This is a genomic window from Paractinoplanes abujensis (assembly GCF_014204895.1).
Taxonomy (GTDB): Bacteria; Actinomycetota; Actinomycetes; order Mycobacteriales; family Micromonosporaceae; genus Actinoplanes; species Actinoplanes abujensis.
This window is the reverse complement of the sequence record NZ_JACHMF010000001.1, coordinates 3,722,918-3,740,549: the sequence shown is the minus strand read 5'-3', so window position 1 is coordinate 3,740,549 and position 17,632 is coordinate 3,722,918. Positions and strand designations below refer to the sequence as shown.

The 17,632-nt window shown below is 72.9% G+C and carries 14 protein-coding genes; 9 read left to right on the top strand and 5 right to left on the bottom strand.

All coding sequences use genetic code 11. The features are described from left to right. The first annotated feature begins 63 nt into the window (after window positions 1–63). The 4 genes from BKA14_RS16625 (at window position 64) to BKA14_RS16610 (ending at window position 5,735) form a co-directional block, all read left to right on the top strand. Window positions 64–1,506, top strand: coding sequence for a PQQ-dependent sugar dehydrogenase (locus tag BKA14_RS16625; protein ID WP_184951845.1), 1,443 nt, complete (start codon window positions 64–66; stop codon window positions 1,504–1,506). Window positions 1,507–1,662: 156 nt separating this feature from the next. Next, window positions 1,663–3,879, top strand: coding sequence for an MMPL family transporter (locus tag BKA14_RS16620; RefSeq protein WP_184951844.1), 2,217 nt, complete (start codon window positions 1,663–1,665; stop codon window positions 3,877–3,879). A 96-nt stretch (window positions 3,880–3,975) separates the two neighbouring features. Further along, entirely contained in the window at window positions 3,976–5,079 is a 1,104-nt protein-coding gene (locus tag BKA14_RS16615) for a sensor histidine kinase (RefSeq protein ID WP_184951843.1), read from the top strand. Beyond that, window positions 5,076–5,735 (top strand): response regulator, encoded by a 660-nt coding sequence (locus tag BKA14_RS16610; RefSeq protein WP_184951842.1) that lies wholly within the window; start codon window positions 5,076–5,078, stop codon window positions 5,733–5,735. The genes BKA14_RS16615 and BKA14_RS16610 overlap by 4 nt, the downstream gene beginning before the upstream one ends. 106 nt (window positions 5,736–5,841) lie before the next feature. Here BKA14_RS16610 and BKA14_RS16605 read toward each other — a convergent pair whose 3' ends face one another. Beyond that, window positions 5,842–6,663, bottom strand: a complete 822-nt coding sequence (locus tag BKA14_RS16605; protein ID WP_184951841.1) for a formate/nitrite transporter family protein — start codon at window positions 6,661–6,663, stop codon at window positions 5,842–5,844. A gap of 126 nt (window positions 6,664–6,789) precedes the next feature. Between BKA14_RS16605 and BKA14_RS16600 the strand changes: the two genes are divergently transcribed. Then, entirely contained in the window at window positions 6,790–10,479 is a 3,690-nt protein-coding gene (locus tag BKA14_RS16600; RefSeq protein ID WP_239093605.1) for a SpoIIE family protein phosphatase, read from the top strand. Between the two features lie 61 nt (window positions 10,480–10,540). Here the strand turns inward: BKA14_RS16600 and BKA14_RS16595 are convergent, their stop codons facing one another. Next, complete coding sequence (locus BKA14_RS16595; protein WP_184951840.1) at window positions 10,541–10,798, bottom strand: 2Fe-2S iron-sulfur cluster-binding protein; 258 nt, start codon at window positions 10,796–10,798, stop codon at window positions 10,541–10,543. Beyond that, window positions 10,789–11,652 carry an FAD binding domain-containing protein gene (locus BKA14_RS16590; RefSeq protein WP_184951839.1) on the bottom strand — a complete coding sequence of 288 codons (864 nt, stop codon included), beginning with the start codon at window positions 11,650–11,652 and terminating at the stop codon, window positions 10,789–10,791. The genes BKA14_RS16595 and BKA14_RS16590 overlap by 10 nt, the downstream gene beginning before the upstream one ends. Before the next feature lie 311 nt (window positions 11,653–11,963). Between BKA14_RS16590 and BKA14_RS44020 the strand changes: the two genes are divergently transcribed. Both BKA14_RS44020 and BKA14_RS16585 read left to right on the top strand, forming a co-directional pair. Beyond that, window positions 11,964–12,095 (top strand): hypothetical protein, encoded by a 132-nt coding sequence (locus BKA14_RS44020; protein WP_260416519.1) that lies wholly within the window; start codon window positions 11,964–11,966, stop codon window positions 12,093–12,095. 26 nt (window positions 12,096–12,121) lie between these two features. Beyond that, window positions 12,122–12,937, top strand: a complete 816-nt coding sequence (locus BKA14_RS16585; protein ID WP_184951838.1) for an alpha/beta fold hydrolase — start codon at window positions 12,122–12,124, stop codon at window positions 12,935–12,937. A 204-nt stretch (window positions 12,938–13,141) separates the two neighbouring features. Here BKA14_RS16585 and BKA14_RS16580 read toward each other — a convergent pair whose 3' ends face one another. Beyond that, on the bottom strand, window positions 13,142–13,591 hold the full coding sequence (locus BKA14_RS16580; protein WP_184951837.1) for a DUF1707 SHOCT-like domain-containing protein: 450 nt from the start codon (window positions 13,589–13,591) through the stop codon (window positions 13,142–13,144). Further along, on the bottom strand, window positions 13,588–14,109 hold the full coding sequence (locus tag BKA14_RS16575) for a TetR/AcrR family transcriptional regulator (RefSeq protein WP_184951836.1): 522 nt from the start codon (window positions 14,107–14,109) through the stop codon (window positions 13,588–13,590). The genes BKA14_RS16580 and BKA14_RS16575 overlap by 4 nt, the downstream gene beginning before the upstream one ends. Window positions 14,110–14,243: 134 nt before the next feature. Here BKA14_RS16575 and BKA14_RS16570 point away from each other — a divergent pair, with 134 nt between their 5' ends. Both BKA14_RS16570 and BKA14_RS45070 read left to right on the top strand, forming a co-directional pair. Beyond that, a complete protein-coding gene (locus tag BKA14_RS16570) occupies window positions 14,244–15,344 on the top strand; it encodes an alpha/beta hydrolase family protein (RefSeq protein WP_184951835.1) in 1,101 nt (366 codons plus the stop codon). Between the two features lie 33 nt (window positions 15,345–15,377). Continuing rightward, a complete protein-coding gene (locus BKA14_RS45070; protein WP_184951834.1) occupies window positions 15,378–17,492 on the top strand; it encodes an alpha/beta fold hydrolase in 2,115 nt (704 codons plus the stop codon). The last annotated feature ends 140 nt before the right edge of the window (window positions 17,493–17,632 follow it).

Below are 17,632 nucleotides of genomic sequence, written 5' to 3'. Positions count from 1 at the left end.
AATTGACATTTGTCTATATTGGGGGGAGGGTGGGAGCGCTCCTGGCGGGAATCGGAGGTAGTCATGCGTCGCATGATCGTCGTCGGCAGTGCCGTCGCCGCGCTGGCTCTGGGGGCGGCACAGCTCGCGGTCAGCGGGCCGGCGGCTGCCGGAGCCGACTTGGCCGACCCGCAGGAGGTCGCGACCGGCCTGACCGTCCCGTGGGGCCTGGGCTTCCTGCCCGACGGCAGCGCGCTGGTCGCCGAACGCAACAGCGGCCGGGTGCTGCGGGTGACTCCCGGCAGCGCACCGGTCACCGTCACCACCGTCGCCGGTGTTGCCGCCACCGGCGAGGCGGGTCTGCTCGGCCTGGCCGTGTCGCCCACGTTCGCCCAGGACAACCTGGTGTACGTGTACTTCACCGCGGCCTCCGACAACCGGATCGCCCGGTTCCGGCTGGACACCCCGCAGACCCAGCAGGTGATCCTGAGCGGGCTGGCCAAGGCGAGCATCCACGACGGCGGTCGGATCGCCTTCGGCCCCGACGGCATGCTCTACGCCGGGGTGGGCGACGCCGGTGTCACGGCGAACGCGCAGAACCAGCAGAGCCGCAACGGCAAGATCCTGCGCATGCGTCCGGACGGCGGTGTCCCTGCCACCGGCAACCCGTTCGCCGGTTCGCTGGTCTACAGCCTCGGTCACCGCAACCCGCAGGGCCTGGCCTGGGACGCGCAGGGCCGCCTGTACGCCGCCGAGTTCGGGCAGAACACCTGGGACGAGGTGAACCAGATCGTCGCGGGCGGCAACTACGGCTGGCCCGTCGTCGAGGGCCGGTCCACCGACACCCGCTACCGCAATCCGATCGTCGTGTGGAGCACCGCCGAGGCGTCGCCCAGCGGGGCCGCCATCGACGGCCAGACCTTGTACGTCGCCGCCCTGCGCGGTCAGCGGCTCTGGTCGGTGCCGCTGGACGGCGCCGGTGGTGCGGGCACGCCGGTCCCGCTGCTGCAGGGCCGGTACGGGAGGCTCCGTACGGTGGAACGCGCCCCGGACGGCGCCCTGTGGGTGACCACCAGCAACCGCGACGGCCGGGGCACGCCCGCCACCGGTGACGACCGGATCCTGCGCTTCCCGCCCGCCGGCTCGCCCAGCACGCCGCCGGCCACGACCCCGCCCGCCACGACCCCGCCCGCCACGACCCCGCCCTCGGCCGCGGCCTGTTCGCTGCGCTGGACGGCCGACCAGTGGGGCACCGGCTTCACCGCGAACGTCAGCGTGACCAACCTCGGCGCGGCCCGGAACGCGTGGACCCTCACCTTCACGTTCCCCGGCAACCAGCAGGTCACCGGCGCCTGGAACGCCACGGTCAGCCAGACCGGCGCCGTCGTGACCGCCCGCAACGCCAGCTGGAACGGCACGCTGGCGACCGGTGCGACGGCCACGTTCGGCCTGCAGGCCACCTACAGCGGCACCAACGCCAGGCCCACCGACTTCCGCCTCGACGGCACCGCCTGCACGGTGTCCTAGCCGTCCCCCTGCTCCTACCACGGGAGGAGGAGGCGGCCGGCTCCTCCTCCCGGGGCAGGGCCGGGGACGGTGCTGCGCTCCGACGATTTCGCGGCGCGGCGTCGACAGAATTTCCTCTCGTACGGCTCGGAACGCCCGGGCCGGGGAGAGGCTCACATGTTCACCGCACTCGGCAGACTCGTCGTCCGGCGGACCAAACTGACGTTGTTCGTGTCGCTCGCCGTCGTCGTGCTGACCGCGGTCCTCGGCAGCGGCGCCTTCACGGCCCTGAAGAACGGCGGCTTCGACGACCCGTCGTCGGACTCGGCCCGGGCCCGGGTGATCCTCGAGAAGGAGCTCGGTGCGGGCTCGCCCAACCTCCTGCTCGTCGTCACCGCGAACGGAGGTGACGTCGACGCCCCGGAGGCGGCCGCCGCGGGCCGGGCCCTGTCGCAGGAGCTCACCACGACGGCCGGCATCGACGAGGTGACCTCCTACTGGTTGCTCGGCTCGCCACCGCCGCTGCGCTCCGAGAGCGGGGGGTCGGCGCTGGTGATGGCGCGGGCCGGTGGCTCCGAGGCGGAGGTGGAGGCCACCGTCGCCCGGGTGCAGGACAGCCTCGAAGGGGACCGGGGCGCGGTGACCGTGCAGGTCGGCGGGTCCGCGGCGGTCGACGCCGCCCTCGGCCACACCCTGGAGGACGACCTGGTCCGCGCCGAGCTGATCGCGATCCCGTTGACCCTGCTGCTCCTGCTGATCGTGTTCCGCGGGGTGGTGGCGGCTCTGCTCCCGCTGCTGGTCGGGGTGGCCGCGGTCATGGGCGCGTTCTTCGTGCTGTGGGCGTTCGCACAGTTCACCGACGTCTCGGTCTTCTCCATCAACCTCGTGACCGCGCTCGGCATCGGTTTGGCGATCGACTACTCGCTGCTGATCGTCTCCCGGTTCCGGGAGGAGCTCAAGGCGGGCTACGACCCGAAGGTGGCCACCATCCGCACGGTGGAGTCGGCCGGACGTACGGTGGTCTTCTCCGGGGTGACCGTAGCCGTGGCGCTGCTGTCGCTGATCGCCTTCCCGATGTTCTTCCTGCGCTCGTTCGCCTACGCCGGGGTCGGCGTGGTGCTCGTCGCGATCGCCGCCTCGGTGATCATCCTGCCCGCGGTGCTGGCGCTGCTGGGCCACCGGGTCAACGCGTGGCGCCTGCCCGGCCTGCGCCGCGACGCCGAGGGCGGCTCGCGCCGCTGGGCCGCCCTGGCCGGCGGCGTGCTGCGCCGGCCCGGCCTGGTCACCGGCACCGCGGTGGTGCTGCTGCTTCTGCTCTCCGCGCCCGTGCTGGGCACCAGGTTCGGCAACCCGGACGCCCGGGTCCTGCCCGCCGACGTCGCGGCCCGCCAGGCCACCGAGGCGGCGCAGCGCGACTTCGGCTACGAGGCGCTGCCCATCGTGATCAAGGGAGCCGCCGAGCGGAGCGACATCGAGGCGTACGCCCAGGCCGCCTCGCGGGTCAGCAACGTCACCGAGGTCGACACCCGTTACGGCACCTGGGCCGGCGGGCAGCGTACGGCCGGTCCCGGCCCCGAGGCCGAGCGGTACGCCACGGACGCCGGCCAGTGGCTCGAGGTCGTCCCGGCGGTCCAGCCGATCTCGAGCGAGGCCGAGAACGTGGTGCACGACCTGCGGGCCATCGACGCCCCGTTCGACGCCCTGGTCAGCGGCAGCACCGCCGAACTGGTGGACACCAAGGCCGGCATCACCTCGGTCGCGCCGTGGGCCGCGTTGTGGATCGCCGTGGCCACCTTCGCCCTGCTGTTCCTGATGTTCGGCAGTCTCCTGGTACCGCTGAAGGCGATCGTGCTCAACACGCTCAACCTCACTGCCATGCTGGGGGCGATGGTCTGGATCTTCCAGGACGGCAACCTCTCCGAGCTGCTCAGTTTCACCTCGACCGGGCTCACCGACGTGTCGATGCCGCTGCTGATGTTCGCCGTCGCCTTCGGCCTCTCGATGGACTATGAGGTGTTCCTGCTGGCCCGGATGAAAGAGGAGTACGACCGTACGGGCGACAACGAGACCGCGATCGTCTCCGGCATCGCCAACACCGGCCCGATCGTCACCGCCGCCGCCCTGGTGCTGTCGATCACGTTCTTCGCCTTCGGCACCGCCGGTGTCACGTTCATGAAGATGTTCGGCCTCGGCCTCGGCCTAGCGGTGCTGATCGACGCGTTCCTCGTCCGGGCCACGCTGGTGCCGGCGCTGATGAAGATGGCCGGCCGGGCCAACTGGTGGGCGCCGGCGTGGGCCCGCAGGCTGCACGAGAAGGCCGGGATCGACGAGACCGGCGGCACCCTCTCCACCACGACCGGGCCCGCGGCCCGGGAGCCGCAGCGGGTGGGCTGACCACCGATGACGCAGCCCGGCGCCGCCCGCACCCGCAGGCGGCGCCGGGCCCTCGGCACCGAAGGGACCCTGGTGAAGCTGCCTTATATTGCACGGATGCCCTCACCCCTGCGCAGCCGCGACCAGTTCGCCGCGGCGGCCGCCCTGCTCGGCCTGGGCGCCGGTGTGCTCACGTTCGCCTACGCCGAGTCGTGGGGCTGGCTCGTGGCCCTCGTCCTGTTTCCCGCGCTCGTGGTGCGGGCCTGCTGGCCCGCCATGCCGGGCTGGCTGCTGCTGACCTGGGTCGCCGTCCCGACCATCGCCGGCGAGGCGTTCCGGGTCACCCAGACCAGCTATCTCATCGTGACCGCCGCGCTGGCGGTCGTCGCCGCGGCCCGCCGCAGCCGGCTCGACACCGTCGCCATCGGCGTCACCATGGCGTCCCCGTTCTTCCCGCTGCTGTTCGAGGCGAGCGACTGGCACCGGCGGATCGGCGCCTGGCTCTGGTTCGGCGGGCTGCTCGTCGGCCTGGCCTTCGGCCACGTCGTGCGAAAGCAGTGGATGCTGATCGCCGAACTCGACCGCACCCGGACCCGGCTGGCCGAGGCCGCGGTGGCCGAGGACCGCCAGCGGATGGCCCGCGACCTGCACGACCTGGTGGGCCACAGTTTCAGCGTGGTCCTGCTGCACCTCTCCGGAGCCCGCATGATTCTGAACTCCTCGCCCGAAGCCGCGGCCGAGGCCCTGCGCGACGCCGAGGCGGTGGGGCGCCGGGGCATGGACGAGCTGCGCCAGGCCCTGATGCTGATGCACGAGGGCTCGCCCGCGCCGGCGACCAGCGAGGCGGGCGACCCCGAACAGGTAGTGGCCGGCTACCGCGACGCCGGCATGCGCATCGACCTCGTCGTGACCGGCGCCCTGGACGGGGTGTCGGCGGCGCCGCGGATGGTGCTGTGCGACGTCCTGCGCGAAACACTGACCAACGCCGCGAAACACGCCCCGGCCCCCGAGGCCGCCGTCCGCATCGAGGTCGGTCTCGACGAGGTCGCGCTGCGCGTCGAGAACGCCCTCGGCGCCGCCCCGGCCGGGTCCGGCCTGGGCCTGACCGGTCTCGAGCACCGGGTGGGCGCCATCGACGGCGTGTTCCGGGCCGGGCCGCAGGCCGGTCACTGGATCGTCGAGGTCAGCCTGCCCCGGCGCCTGGCCGCGGTGACGTCGTGATCCGGGTGCTGCTGGTCGACGACCAGCCGATGGTCCGCGCCGGGCTCGCGCTGATCCTGCGCAGCCAGCCCGACATGACGGTCGTGGCCGAGTGCGGCGACGGCGACCAGGTGGTGGCGGCCGTGGCCGAGCACCGGCCCGACGTCATCTGCATGGACGTCCAGATGCCCGGTGTCTCGGGGGTGGAGGCGACCCGCCGGGTGCGCGCGGCCGGCGGCCCCCCGGTGTGCGTGCTGACCACCTTCGGCGAGGAGGACGTGCTCTGGTCGGCGGTCGACGCCGGAGCGGCGGGCTTCGAGCTGAAATCGGCCACCCCGGAAAACCTGATCGAGGCGATCCGGACAGTGGCGGCCGGCGGCACCTGGATCGACGGCACGCTGCTGGGCCCGATGCTGGCCACGTTCCGCAAGGTGACCCGGCCGGGCGCCGGCGGCGCGGACAGCCATCGCGTCGCCGCCCTGACCGATCGCGAGCTGGAGGTGTTGCGCCTGATGGCCCGCGGCGCCTCCAACCGCGAGATCGCCGAGGGCTTGTTCCTGGCCGAGACGACGGTGAAGACGCACGTCAGCGCCGTTTTCAACAAGCTCGGAGCGCGCGACCGCGCAGCGGCGATCGTCATGGCCTACGACGCGGGCATCGTGCAGCCCCGCCGCTAGTGGCCCGTGGAAGCCCGGCTCCCGGGGTTGGAACCGGGTTTTCGCGGGACGCCGCCAGGCGGGATCGGGGCCCGGCCGCAGCCCCGCCTCAGTTGCGAGACAGACCCTAGCTGGGCTCCGGCTCGTCGCGCAGGTAGAGATACCAGTACGACGTGGCGACGAAGACGACCGCGCCGACCAGGTTGCCCGCGAAGGCCAGCCCCCAGTTGCGGATCGTGTCGTCCCAGCCCAGCCCGGGCACTCCGGCGAAGATCGCGGCGGGCAGGAAGAACATGTTGGCGATCAGGTGGTCGAAGCCCATCGCGACGAAGGCCATGATCGGGAAGAAGATCCCGATGACCTTGCCCGACACCGAGTCGGCGGCCAGCGAGATCCACACCGCCAGGCAGACCAGCCAGTTGCAGCCCAGCGCGCGCAGGAAGACCTGCCAGCTGGTCTCGTGCAGGCCCTTGGCCTCGGCGATGCCGGCCAACCGCTCGTAGGCCAGCGCCCCGGGCGTGCCGGCGTCGCTGCCGACGTCGCCGATCACCCCGGTCTGCACGGCGAGGAAGTACGCCACGAACAGCGCCCCGGCCAGGTTGCCCACCAGCACCAGCGTGAAGTTGCGGGCGACATCGCCCCAGCCGAGCCGCCCGGTCATCGCGCTGATCGGCACGAGCAGCATGTTGCCGGTCAGCAGGTGCGACCCGGCGATCAACACCAGCACCAGGCCCAACGTGAACGCGGCGCCGGTGAACAACGTCGGCAGGCTGCCCCACCGCGCGGGATCGAGCCCGGCCGAGACGGTGATCGCGACCAGCCCGCCGAAAGCGATGTACGCCCCGGCCAGGAACGACCCCACCAGCACCTTGTCCCACCGCAGGTGGGCTTTCTTGACGCCGGTCGCCACGGCCGTACGGGCGATCTCGGACGGTTCTTTGGTGGACATCACAACCCCCAGCCGGGAGAAGGGCTCGACCCGGACACGAATACCCGTCGATGCCCCGGCTAGTCACCGCACCGGCTGGCCGAGGGCTGCGGGAGTGAAATGTGCTGCCGTGGGTAGCGTGGCCTCGTGACAGATGACCTTTTCGCCGGTGGTGGCGCTGCGGGAAGGCTCATGCGTGAGCTCGACTGGCCGGCGACCGACGTCGGGCCGGTGGAGAGCTGGTCGCAGAGCATGCGGGCGGCCGTACGGATCGTGTTGTCCTCCCGGTACCCGATGCTGCTGCTCTGGGGGCCGACCTACACCCAGCTCTACAACGACGCCTACTCCGCCCTGATCGGCGATCAGCACCCGGCCGCGCTCGGTGGTGACGTCCGGGTCACCCTGGCCGAGGGCTGGGACGTGCTGGAGCCGCTGATCGCCGAGGCCCGGGCCACCGGCGTGGCCAGCTGGGTGCCCGCACTGCAGCTGGCGCTGAACCGGTCCGGGTACCGCGAGGAGGCGTACTTCAGCGTCTCGCACGCCCCGGCCCGCGACGACGACGGCGCCACCACCGGCATTCTCACGGTGTGCAGCGAAGTCACCGAGCAGGTGGTCGGTGAGCGGCGGCTGCGGCTGCTGCGTGACCTGGCGGTGCCGTCCGGCGGGAAGGAAGCCGATGTCGACCAGGTCTGTGCCCGGTTGTCCGCGGTGATCGGGGAGCACCGGATCGATGTGCCGTTCGCCGCGATCTATCTGCGGGACGGGGAGCTCCTCCGGCGCGCCGCGGCCGTCGGGCCGGACGACGCCGACGCGGTGCTGCCGTCGCTGGTGAGTCCGTCCGGTGACGACTGGCGCCTGCACACCGCCGCCGCAGGCACCGCCATCGACATCGACGACGTGGCGGACCGGCTGGCCGTGAGCGGCGGCGCCTGGGACGACCCGGTCCGCACCGCGGTCGTCATCCCGCTGCCGTCCGCCGGCCGATCGCAGCCGCTGGGGGTGCTCCTGGCCGGGGTCAGCCCCAGCCGTGGCCTCGACGAGACGTATCGCTCGTTCTTCCAGCTGCTCGCCCAGCAGGTCGCGGTGGCGGTCCGCAACGCGCAGGCCTACCAGGAGGAGCGGGACCGGGCGGCGGCGCTGGCCGAGCTGGACCGGGTCAAGACCGACTTCTTCACCAACGTGAGCCACGAGTTCCGTACGCCGCTGACCCTGATGATGGGCCCCCTGGCCGACGCCCTGGCCGACGCCGCCGAGCCGCTCGGACCGGCCCAGCGGGAACGGGTCGAGATCGCCCAGCGCAGCGCCGACCGCCTGCTCGCGCTGGTCAACGACCTGCTGACCTTCTCCAGCCTCGAGGCCGGCAACCACGCCGGCAACCGGCCGCGACCGGTCGACCTGGCTCGCTACACCACCGAGCTGGCCGGCGTCTTCCGCGCGGCGATCGAGCGCGTCGGCCTGCGCCTGGTGGTGGACTGCCCGCCGCTGCCCCGGACCGTGGCCCTGGATCCGCTGAACTGGGAGAAGATCGTCAGCAACCTCTTGTCGAACGCGCTCAAGTTCACGTTCGTCGGCGAGATCCGGGTGCGGCTGGAGGCCCGCGAGAACACCCTGCGGCTGCAGGTCTCCGACACCGGAATCGGCATCGCCCCCGACGACCTGCCCCGGCTCTTCGACCGTTTCCATCGCGTACGCGGGGTGCAGTCCCGCAGTCATGAGGGCAGCGGGATCGGCCTGGCGCTGGTCCGCGAGCTGGCCCGGGTGCAAGGCGGGGATGTGCAGGTGGACAGCACGCCCGGCGCCGGGACCACGTTCACCGTCACCGTGCCGCTGATCGAGGCCGCGGTGGCCGAACCGCTGCCGGACATGGTGACTGCGCAGGCGGCCGCCCGGGTGGCGGCCGGCTGGCTCGGCGACCCCGCCGCACCGGCCGGGCCGCCGCCGCCCCCGACCGGCGGCGGCGCCCGCATCCTCGTCGCCGACGACAACAGCGACATGCGCGCCTACCTGCAGCGGTTGCTCACCGGCGAAGGCTGGCAGGTGGAGCTGGCGCCGGACGGGCAGACGGCGCTCGAGATGATCCGCCGGAACCGGCCGGACCTCTTGCTGACCGACGTGATGATGCCGCGGGTGGACGGATTCGTCCTGGTCCGGACGTTGCGCGGGGACGAGGCGACCCGAACCCTGCCGGTGATCATGTTGTCCGCCCGGGCCGGCGACGAGTCCGGGGTGGAGGGCATGGAAGCCGGCGCCGACGACTACGTGGTCAAGCCCTTCATCGCGGCCGAACTGGTCGCTCGGGTCCGCAACACGCTGCGGCTGGCCCGTCTCCGGGCCACCCACACCCGGCAGCTGTCCGCGCTGGCCGACACGGCCGCGGTGATCGCCTCCGGCCGCGCCCTCGAGGAGGCCTTCCAGAGCGTCACCGAGCAGGCCCGGACCCTGCTCGACGGCATCGCCGCCGAGGTCGTGGTGGCCGGGGGCGACGGCCGGCCCGAGCTGCGGTTCACCTCCGGCGCGGACAGCCCGTCAGCCGACACGGCCGGAACCGTACGGGCGCCGATCCGCGGTCGCGGAGGTGACCGGATCGGCACCCTCACCGTGCTGGTCGATCCCACGCGCCGGCTCAGCGGCACGGAACGGGCACTGCTCGTGCCGATCGCCACCATGCTCGCCTCGCTGGCCCAGACCGGCTGGCAACTCGACCACGACCGGCAGCTGGTGCTGACCCTGCAGCAGAGCACCCTGCCGGAGAACCTGCCCGCGCTGGACGGCTGGGATCTGCAAGCCGTCTACCGGCCCGCGGCCGGACGGGTCGGCGGTGACTGGTACGACGTCGTAAGGCTGCCCGACGGCGACGCCGTGATCAGCATCGGCGACGTGGCCGGGCACGGGCTGGGCGCGGCGGTCATGACCGGTCAGGTGCGCAACGCGGTCCGCGCGTACGCGGTCGAGGACTCCTCCCCGGCGACGATCGTCACGAGGGTGGCCGCACTGGTCAACCGCCTGGGCGCGCCGCTGCTGGCCACCCTGTTCGTGCTCCGGCTGCGCCCGGGCACCGGCGACTTCGCGTGGTGCAGCGCCGGCCACCCCACCCCGATGTACTCCGCGCCGTCGCGCGACAGCCGTCTGCTGGACGGGACCGTCGGGCCGCCCCTGGGCCTGCGCCGGGCGGCGTACGGGCCGAACGAGGGCTTCCTGCCGCCCGGCGGTCAGCTGCTGCTCTACACCGACGGGCTGGTCGAGGACTCGGCGAACGGTATCGACGTCGGGCTCGAACGGATCCAGCGGACCGGTCACGACGCGTACGCGGCCGGCGCTCCGGTCACCGTGGTCCTCGACTCGGTGCTGGCCTGCGTCCCACAACCCCAGCAGGACGACATCGCCGCGGTGGTGCTGCGCCGGCGGCCGGAGGTCAGGGTCCCGGTGGAGTCCGACGTGCCGGATCTCGAGGTCACGTGGGTCTACGCACTGACGGCGTCGGCGGCCGGAGCGATGCGCCGGGACCTGCGGAACGCACTCGACGGCTACAAGATCGACACGGATCTGCTGTACGACCTGCAGGTCGCCGCGACCGAGGCGGTCAACAACGCGGTGGAGCACGCCCAGCGGCCGACCCGGCCCGAGGTCGAGGTGCAGATGCGCGTCCTTGACGGCACCGTACGCATCGTGGTCCGCGACTTCGGCGGCTGGCGGGCCCGCCCGGCGGCCCGCGACCGGGGACACGGCGCCGCGCTGATGAGCGCGTACGGCGACGTCCGTGTCGTCCCGACCGCCACCGGCACCACCGTCACCATCGAACGCCGCTGGCGGCCCCGCCACCCCGCCGGCCGCAGCTGACCGGACGGGCAGCGCGGTCGCAGCCGGCAGAACGGTCACGCCGCGCGCGGCATCTCGGCGGCTACGGCATCAGGCCCCCCGCGGCGGCCGAGCGGTGAAGGGTGCTGACCTGCATGCCGGTGGCCTGCACGGCCAGCATGAGGCAGGAGCGGATCGTGTCGCCGTCGACCACCGCGGCGCAGGTGTCGCAGGTGCCGTCGGGGCAGGCGACGCGGTAGCCGGTCGCTGCGCACTCCGCGCCGAGCACGTCGGCCAGGGTGCGGCCGGGGTCGACATCGAGATCGTGGTGCGCTCCGTCGACGGTCAGCGTCACCCGCACGGGGCGGCTCCCTTGCGGGCGTCGCGGAGCGCTCGACCGGTCAGGACCCGGAACGCGTGCCGCTGCCGCGGCTGCTGGGCCTCGTCGTCGAGGTGGCGGACGTCGCGCTCCGACGCGATCTGCGCGGCCGCGGAGATCGCGGTGTCGGAGAACGTGGTGCCGAGCAGAACATCCTCGGCGGCGCGAGCCCGTACGGGGAAAGGGCCGGAATTGACCAGGCAGATCGCCGCCGAGCTGATCACGCCGTCGGTCACGGTGACGGCGGCGATCGCGGCCGCATGCGGAAAGACCGAGGTGCGCCGGTCCTCCGCGTAGCCGATCCCGGTTCCGTCCGGCAGCGTGGGCAGCTGCGCTTCGACCAGCAGTTCCTCGGGACGGCGGGTGGTGGTGAAGGGCGCGGTGAAGAAGTTCTCCGCGGCCACCGTCCGGCGCCCGTCCGGTCCGTCCAGGACGAGCCGCGCCCCGAGCGTCACCGCCACCGCCGGCCACTCCGCCGCCGGGTGCGCATAGGCCAGGCTGCCGAGCATCGTGCCGCGGGCCCGGATGGGCGGATGCCCGATGTGCCGCACCACCACCCGGAGCAGATCACCGAGCGGCCCGGCGACGGTGCCCGACTCGAAGGCCCGATGCCTGACCAAGGCTCCGACGCGAAGGTAGCCGTCCGCCTCGGCCAGGGTGCCGAGCCCCGCGACCCGGTTGATGTCGACCAGACGACGCCTCGGCGCACCCCGCTGCGTCACCAGCGGGACCAGGCTCTGCCCTCCGGCCAGCACCGACGTCCGGCCGTCGGCCAGGGCGCCGAGCACCTCGTCGACACTTCGAGCGGCGACGTAATCAACGGCTGCAGTGTTCATCGATGCGTTTCCTCCCCCGGCGAGAGCACCCGTATCGACCGGCAACGGCCGTTTAAACCTCGTGACACCAAAGAGGAGCAAACTCCCGGCTCGGACCGCGGTCAGCCCTTGCGCGCAACCGGGGCAGCCGGCCGCTCGTCGCACGCTCCGGATGCCTGAACCGTGTCGCCGGATCCCGCTGCCGAAAGGGCCTCCCGATGATTCCGGCCCCGGCGCCGCCCTCGCCGCCGACCACGCCGACGATTTCGCCCTGGCCCGGCTCACGGCGCTGACGACGGCTGGCAGCTGCCCGCGAGGCGGTGGCCCTGACGGTGCTGACGGTTGCCCTGAGCCGGCTGGGCCGTGACCGGCAGGCGATCGAGGCGGCGGACCGGGCCGCGCTGCGCGTCCACGACATGGCCTCGTCATCCGATCGGGTGACGGGGTCGCCGGGTGCTGGATGATGGCTGGAGACGAAAGGTCGGAAGCGATGACTGAGCGGGCAAGGGAAACGATACGGCGGCACGCCGTCGAGATCGGCGGCGTCCCGGACGGCCAGCCGATGATGTTCGCGCACGGCTACGGCTGCGACCAGAACATGTGGCGTCTGGTGGCGCCGGCCTTCGCCGGCCAGTACCGGGTGGTGTTGTTCGATCACATCGGTGTCGGCCGGTCCGATCTGCGGGCGTACGACCCGACCAAGTACGCGACGCTGGACGGGTACGCCGACGACGTGCTCACCATCGTCGACGATCTCGACCTGCACGACGTGGTGTTCGTGGGCCATTCCGTCAGCGCCATGATCGGTGTGCTGGCCGCGATCCGCGAGCCCGCGCGTTTCGCCGACCTCGTGCTGGTCGGCCCGTCACCGTCCTACATCGACGACGGCGACTACATCGGTGGGTTCAGCCGGGCCGACATCGACGACATGATGCACGCCCTGGACAGCAACTACCTCGGCTGGTCCAGCGTCATCGCCCCCATGATCATGGCGAATCCGCAACGGCCCGAACTGAGCCAGGAGCTGGTCAGAAGCTTCTGCGCCACCGACCCGGCCATCGCCAAGAAGTTCGCGCACGTGACGTTCCTGTCGGACAACCGCGGCGACCTGGCCTCCGTCCGGACGCCGTCCCTGATCATGCAGTGCACCGACGACATCATCGCCCCCCGCGCCGTGGGCGAATACGTCCACGACCACATGCCCGGCAGCACCCTGGTCGTCCTGAACGCCACCGGCCACTGCCCCAACCTCAGCGCCCCGGAGGAGACCATCGACGTGATGACGACCTACCTGTCCCGCCGCTGACCCCGCGCCGGCCGTGCGGGGCCAGGGCTGTGACGCCGGGATGCGTTCGATCGACCAGTTCGAGACGAGGTGGCGCAGGCCGTGGTCGCGGGCTGCGGGGTTGCCGAGCTGGGTGGGGTCGAAACGGGTGCCGCCCTTCCAGGCGCCGATGCGGGGGCGGCGGCCGGTCGGTGAACCCACTGAACGACGCGATTTCGCAGCCGGCTAGGGAAGAGACTGGTGCGCCGGGGCCGCAACCTGCTGGCGGAGCGCCATCCGGACACCCGTGGCGTGACCCAGAACGCCGAGGCCGCCGCCGAGAACCGGCCAGACGAACCAGGGGTACCAGACGTCGGCGGCCAGGGCGACGGTCAGCCAGACACCCGCTGTGACCACGGCCATGAGCAGGTAGGCGGCCAGGTGGATGCGCACGCCGAGCCGGGCGTGGCGGGCGCGGCGGGCCCGGGTCTCCGGGTCGTGGCGCCGCAGTTCGGCGAGGGGCAGGTCGGCGGTGAGCCGGTCGAGCTCGGCGACGGTGCCGGCCCGCATCGCCGTGGCCATCCGATCCTCGTACTCCGTGAGATCCAGATAGCCGAGGCTGAGCGCCACGCCGAGGCGGCGTCCGGTGCGCTCGCGCTCGGCGGTGCCGCTGCGCTGAACGGTAGTGACAGTCATGACGTGATCCTTTCGGCGTACGTTTCCAGGAGTCCGTGAGCCAGCTCGGGCCGGGACGCGGTGCCGGCCGGGCCGCCCAGGGCCCCGTCACGGGTGAGCAGCACCAGGCCGTGCACCAGGGCCCAGCTGATCAGCGTGAGCGACTGGTCGTCGGCCACGGCCCGCAGGCGGTGCAACGACGCGTCCTGCGCCGCCAGCAGGTGCGGATCGTCGGCGTGCAGTTCGGTGGGCCGGAACATCAGGTCGTAGAGGGCGGGGTTGGCCAGCCCGAACGCGAGGTAGCCCTGCCCCAGCGCGGCCAGCGTCGGGTCCGGAAGCCGGTTCAGGCTCGCGGCGAGCGCGGTGAAACCGTCGGTGGCGATGGCGGTGAGCAGCGCCGCCCGGTCGGGGAAGTGATGTTTCGGCGCGGCGTGCGAGACGCCGGCCCGGCGGGCCACCGCGCGCAGGCTGATCCCGGCGTGGCCGTGCTCGTCGAGCTCCGCCCGTGCGGCGGCGAGCAGATCGTCGCGGACGCCCATGTCCCCACCTCTCCTTGACGGTGTCAAGCAGAGCCTCCCACCGCGCGCTTGACACTGTCAAGCACTTTGGGCGGGGTGAGGTGCTTACCTTCGGCAGTGCCCGGCCCGGCCGTCCGATTTCTACCGTACGAGGCATGACCGCACACCTGTTCCGCCGCGCCCTGGCCGGCTTGTCGGCGCTGCTCGTGGCGACGCTGCCGGCCGCCGCCGCGACCGCCGCGCCCGCCCTGGGCCTGCCCCGCCCCACCGGCCCGTACGCCGTGGGTACCACCTGGCTGCACCTGACCGACGCGGCCCGCGCCGATCCGTGGCGGCCCGAGGTGAGGCGCGAGCTGATGGTGTCGCTGTGGTATCCCGCCCGGCCCGGCCCCGGCCCCACCGCGCCCTACACCACGGCCGCCGTCTCGTCGCGGATCGTCGCCGCCGAGGGCTTGCCCCTGCCGGCTGACGTGCTGACCACTGTGGCCACCAACGCTCGCCGCGACGTGCCGGTCCGCCCGCCGGCCGGGCGGGGCTGGCCGCTGGTCGTGCTCTCACCCGGCTTCAGCCTGAGCCGCGAGTCGCTCACCGGGCTGGCCGAGGACCTGGCCTCCCGCGGCTACGTGGTGGCCGGAGTGGACCACCCGTACGAGGCCCGGGGTGTCGAGTTTCCCGACGGGCACGTGGCCGGCTGCCTGGCCTGCGAGCTCGACGGAGTGCTGCCGGAAGTGGTGCGGGGCCGGGCCGCCGACGTGTCGTTCCTGCTGGACCGGCTGACCGGTGCGAAGCCGGCCTGGCGCGGCGCCCGGTACGTGGACCGCCACCGGATCGCGGCGGTGGGCCACTCGATCGGCGGGGCGAGCGCCGCGCATCTGCTGACCACCGACCGGCGGGTGGACGCCGCGGCCGACCTGGACGGCACCCTGTTCGTCCCGGTCGCCACGAAGCGGCCACTGCTGCTGGTGGGCGCGGACCGCCCGGCCGACGCTAGCTGGGTGCGCGACTGGCCCAACGTGACGGGGTGGAAGCGGTGGCTGACCGTCGCCGGCGCCGGGCACATGTCCTTCACCGACCGGCCCGTGCTCGGCGCCCAGCTCGGCCTGGACCCGGGCGCGATCCCGGCCGAGCGGCAACTGCGGATCACGCGGGACTACGTGGCCGCGTTCCTCGACGTGCACCTGCGCCACCGCGACCGGCCGCTGCTGGACGGGCCGTCCCCGGCCTTCCCGGAGGTGACCCACCGTACGGGTGCTTGACCCTGTGCCCGGAACACGGTGTCGCCTGTCAGCATGACGTTGGAACTCGCGATCCGGGCCGACGACGCCGCGACCGTCAGCGACCTGCTCGAAGCCGGGGCTGACCCGCACGGCCCCGGCTCCGGCGGGCAGACCCCGCTGATGATCGCCGCGGGCCTGGGCCGGGCCACCATCGTGGAGCTGCTGCTGGCGGCCGGGGCGGACGTGTTCACCGCCGAACCCCGGATGGGGGCGACCGCCCTGCACAGGGCGGCGCAGTCGGGCGACACCGAGGTGATCGGCCGGCTGCTCGACCACGGCGCTCTCGTCGACCAGCAGTCGGCCCGGCTGGGGCACACCCCGCTGATGGACGCCGTGCAGCACAAGCAGGAGGCGGCGGTCCGGCTGCTCCTGGCCGGCGGGGCCCGGGTGACGATCCGCAACCACTGGCAGGAGACGGCGCTCGACCTGGCCCGCCGCGACGAGTCGGACATCATCGCCGGTCTGCTCCGGGCCCGCCCGGAGCGCCCCCAGCCGCTCGTGTCCGCCGTCCGGGCCGGCGACCTCGGCGAGGTGGAGCGGCTGATCGCGGCGGGCGCGGCAGTGGACGAACGGGTGCCGGCGACCGGCGACCCCGACGACGACTACACCCCGCTCGGACTGGCCGCCCGCGACGGGCACACCGCCGTCGTGCGCGTGCTGATCGCCGCGGGCGCGGACCCGCGCCGACTGAACGGGCTGATGGGGGCGACACCGGCCCACGAGGCCGCCTTCGCCGGGCACGCCGAGGTCGTACGGGCGCTGACCGCCCCCGGCCCGATCGGGGCGCCGGTGGTGGACCTCGACGCGCAGGGCGCCTACAACGGCTTCACGGCCCTGCACGACGCGGTGTGGCACGGGCACGAGGAGGCGGCGCGCGCCCTGGTCGAGGCGGGCGCGCGGCTCGATCTCGGCACGCACACCGGTCACACGCCGCGGCAGCTGGCGGAGCTCTACGAGTACGACGACCTCGCGCGGTACCTGGCCGAAGCCGAGCGGACCGCGATCCGGCCCCGGCCGTTCGCCTTCCCGCAGGCCGCGCTGGACGACTTGCGGGAACGGCTGGCCCGTACGCGGTGGCCCGCACCCGAACCGGTGCGCGACTGGAGCCAGGGTGTGCCGTCCGCGCGGATGCGGGCGCTGTGCGACTACTGGCGCGACGACTACGACTGGCGGGCCTGCGAGGCCCGGCTGAACGCCCTCGACCCGTCGGTGACCCGGATCGACGGACTCGACATCCACTTCCTGCACCTGCGGTCGCCCGAACCCGGCGCCACGCCGCTGGTGATGACGCACGGCTGGCCGGGCTCGGTTCTCGAGTTCGGAAAGATCGCGCCGATGCTGGCCGACCCGCGGGCCCACGGCGCCGACCCACAGGACGCCTTCCACGTCGTCCTGCCGTCGCTGCCCGGCTTCGGCCTCTCGGAGCAGCCGGCCGGGACGGGGTGGGGCCCCGAGCGCATCGCGCGGGCCTGGGTCGAGCTGATGCGGCGGCTGGGCTACGACCGTTTCGTGGCCCAGGGCGGCGACTGGGGGCACGCCGTCACGACCGCGCTGGGCGGTATCGGGGAGCCCGCGGTGCGCGCCGTGCACTCCAACATGTTCCCGACGTACGGCACCGAGCACGCCGTCGACGAACAGGAGGAGCGGGCGCTGCAGCGCGGACGCGACTTCCAGGCCAACGAATCGGGCTACCAGCACGAGCAGATCCAGAGCCCGCAGACCATCGGGTACGCCCTCACCGACTCGCCGGCCGGGCAGGCGGCGTGGATCTACGAGAAGTACGAGCAGTGGACCGACCACGGCGGCGACCCGGAAACGCTGCTGAGCCGCGACGAGATGCTCGACAACATCACGCTCTACTGGCTGACCGGGACAGCGGCCTCGTCCGCCCGCATCTACTGGGAGAGCTTCCGCAGCTACCGGGATCCGAAGGTGGAGGTGCCGGTCGGGGTCAGCCTCTTTCCCCGCGACATCTACCTGGCCAGCCGGCGCTGGGCCGAGGAGAAGTACCCGAACCTGGTGCACTACAACGAGCTGCCCCGGGGTGGGCACTTCGCGGCCTGGGAGCAGCCCGGCCTGCTGGCCGAGGAGATCCGGGCCACTTTCCGCCGCGCGCTCAGGCGATGAGGTCACCGCGGCCGGCCCGGCCCGGAAAGTTCTTTCCAAGCGGGCCGAATCGCCTATCTTTCGGCCCGCCATTGCCTGGGCATCAATTGCCTGGTCGATATCCGCAGGGGCGTTGAGCCGGCGGCGCGAGGTGAGGCCGA

Excerpts from the sequence above, each read along its gene's own strand:
- BKA14_RS16625 (WP_184951845.1), top strand. The coding sequence starts at position 64 with ATGCGTCGCATGATCGTCGTCGGCAGTGCCGTCGCCGCGCTGGCTCTG.
- BKA14_RS16620 (WP_184951844.1), top strand. The coding sequence starts at position 1,663 with ATGTTCACCGCACTCGGCAGACTCGTCGTCCGGCGGACCAAACTGACG.
- BKA14_RS16615 (WP_184951843.1), top strand. The coding sequence starts at position 3,976 with ATGCCCTCACCCCTGCGCAGCCGCGACCAGTTCGCCGCGGCGGCCGCC.
- BKA14_RS16605 (WP_184951841.1), bottom strand. The coding sequence starts at position 6,663 with ATGTCCACCAAAGAACCGTCCGAGATCGCCCGTACGGCCGTGGCGACC.
- BKA14_RS16590 (WP_184951839.1), bottom strand. The coding sequence starts at position 11,652 with ATGAACACTGCAGCCGTTGATTACGTCGCCGCTCGAAGTGTCGACGAG.
- BKA14_RS16585 (WP_184951838.1), top strand. The coding sequence starts at position 12,122 with ATGACTGAGCGGGCAAGGGAAACGATACGGCGGCACGCCGTCGAGATC.
- BKA14_RS16580 (WP_184951837.1), bottom strand. The coding sequence starts at position 13,591 with ATGACTGTCACTACCGTTCAGCGCAGCGGCACCGCCGAGCGCGAGCGC.
- BKA14_RS16575 (WP_184951836.1), bottom strand. The coding sequence starts at position 14,109 with ATGGGCGTCCGCGACGATCTGCTCGCCGCCGCACGGGCGGAGCTCGAC.
- BKA14_RS16570 (WP_184951835.1), top strand. The coding sequence starts at position 14,244 with ATGACCGCACACCTGTTCCGCCGCGCCCTGGCCGGCTTGTCGGCGCTG.
- BKA14_RS45070 (WP_184951834.1), top strand. The coding sequence starts at position 15,378 with ATGACGTTGGAACTCGCGATCCGGGCCGACGACGCCGCGACCGTCAGC.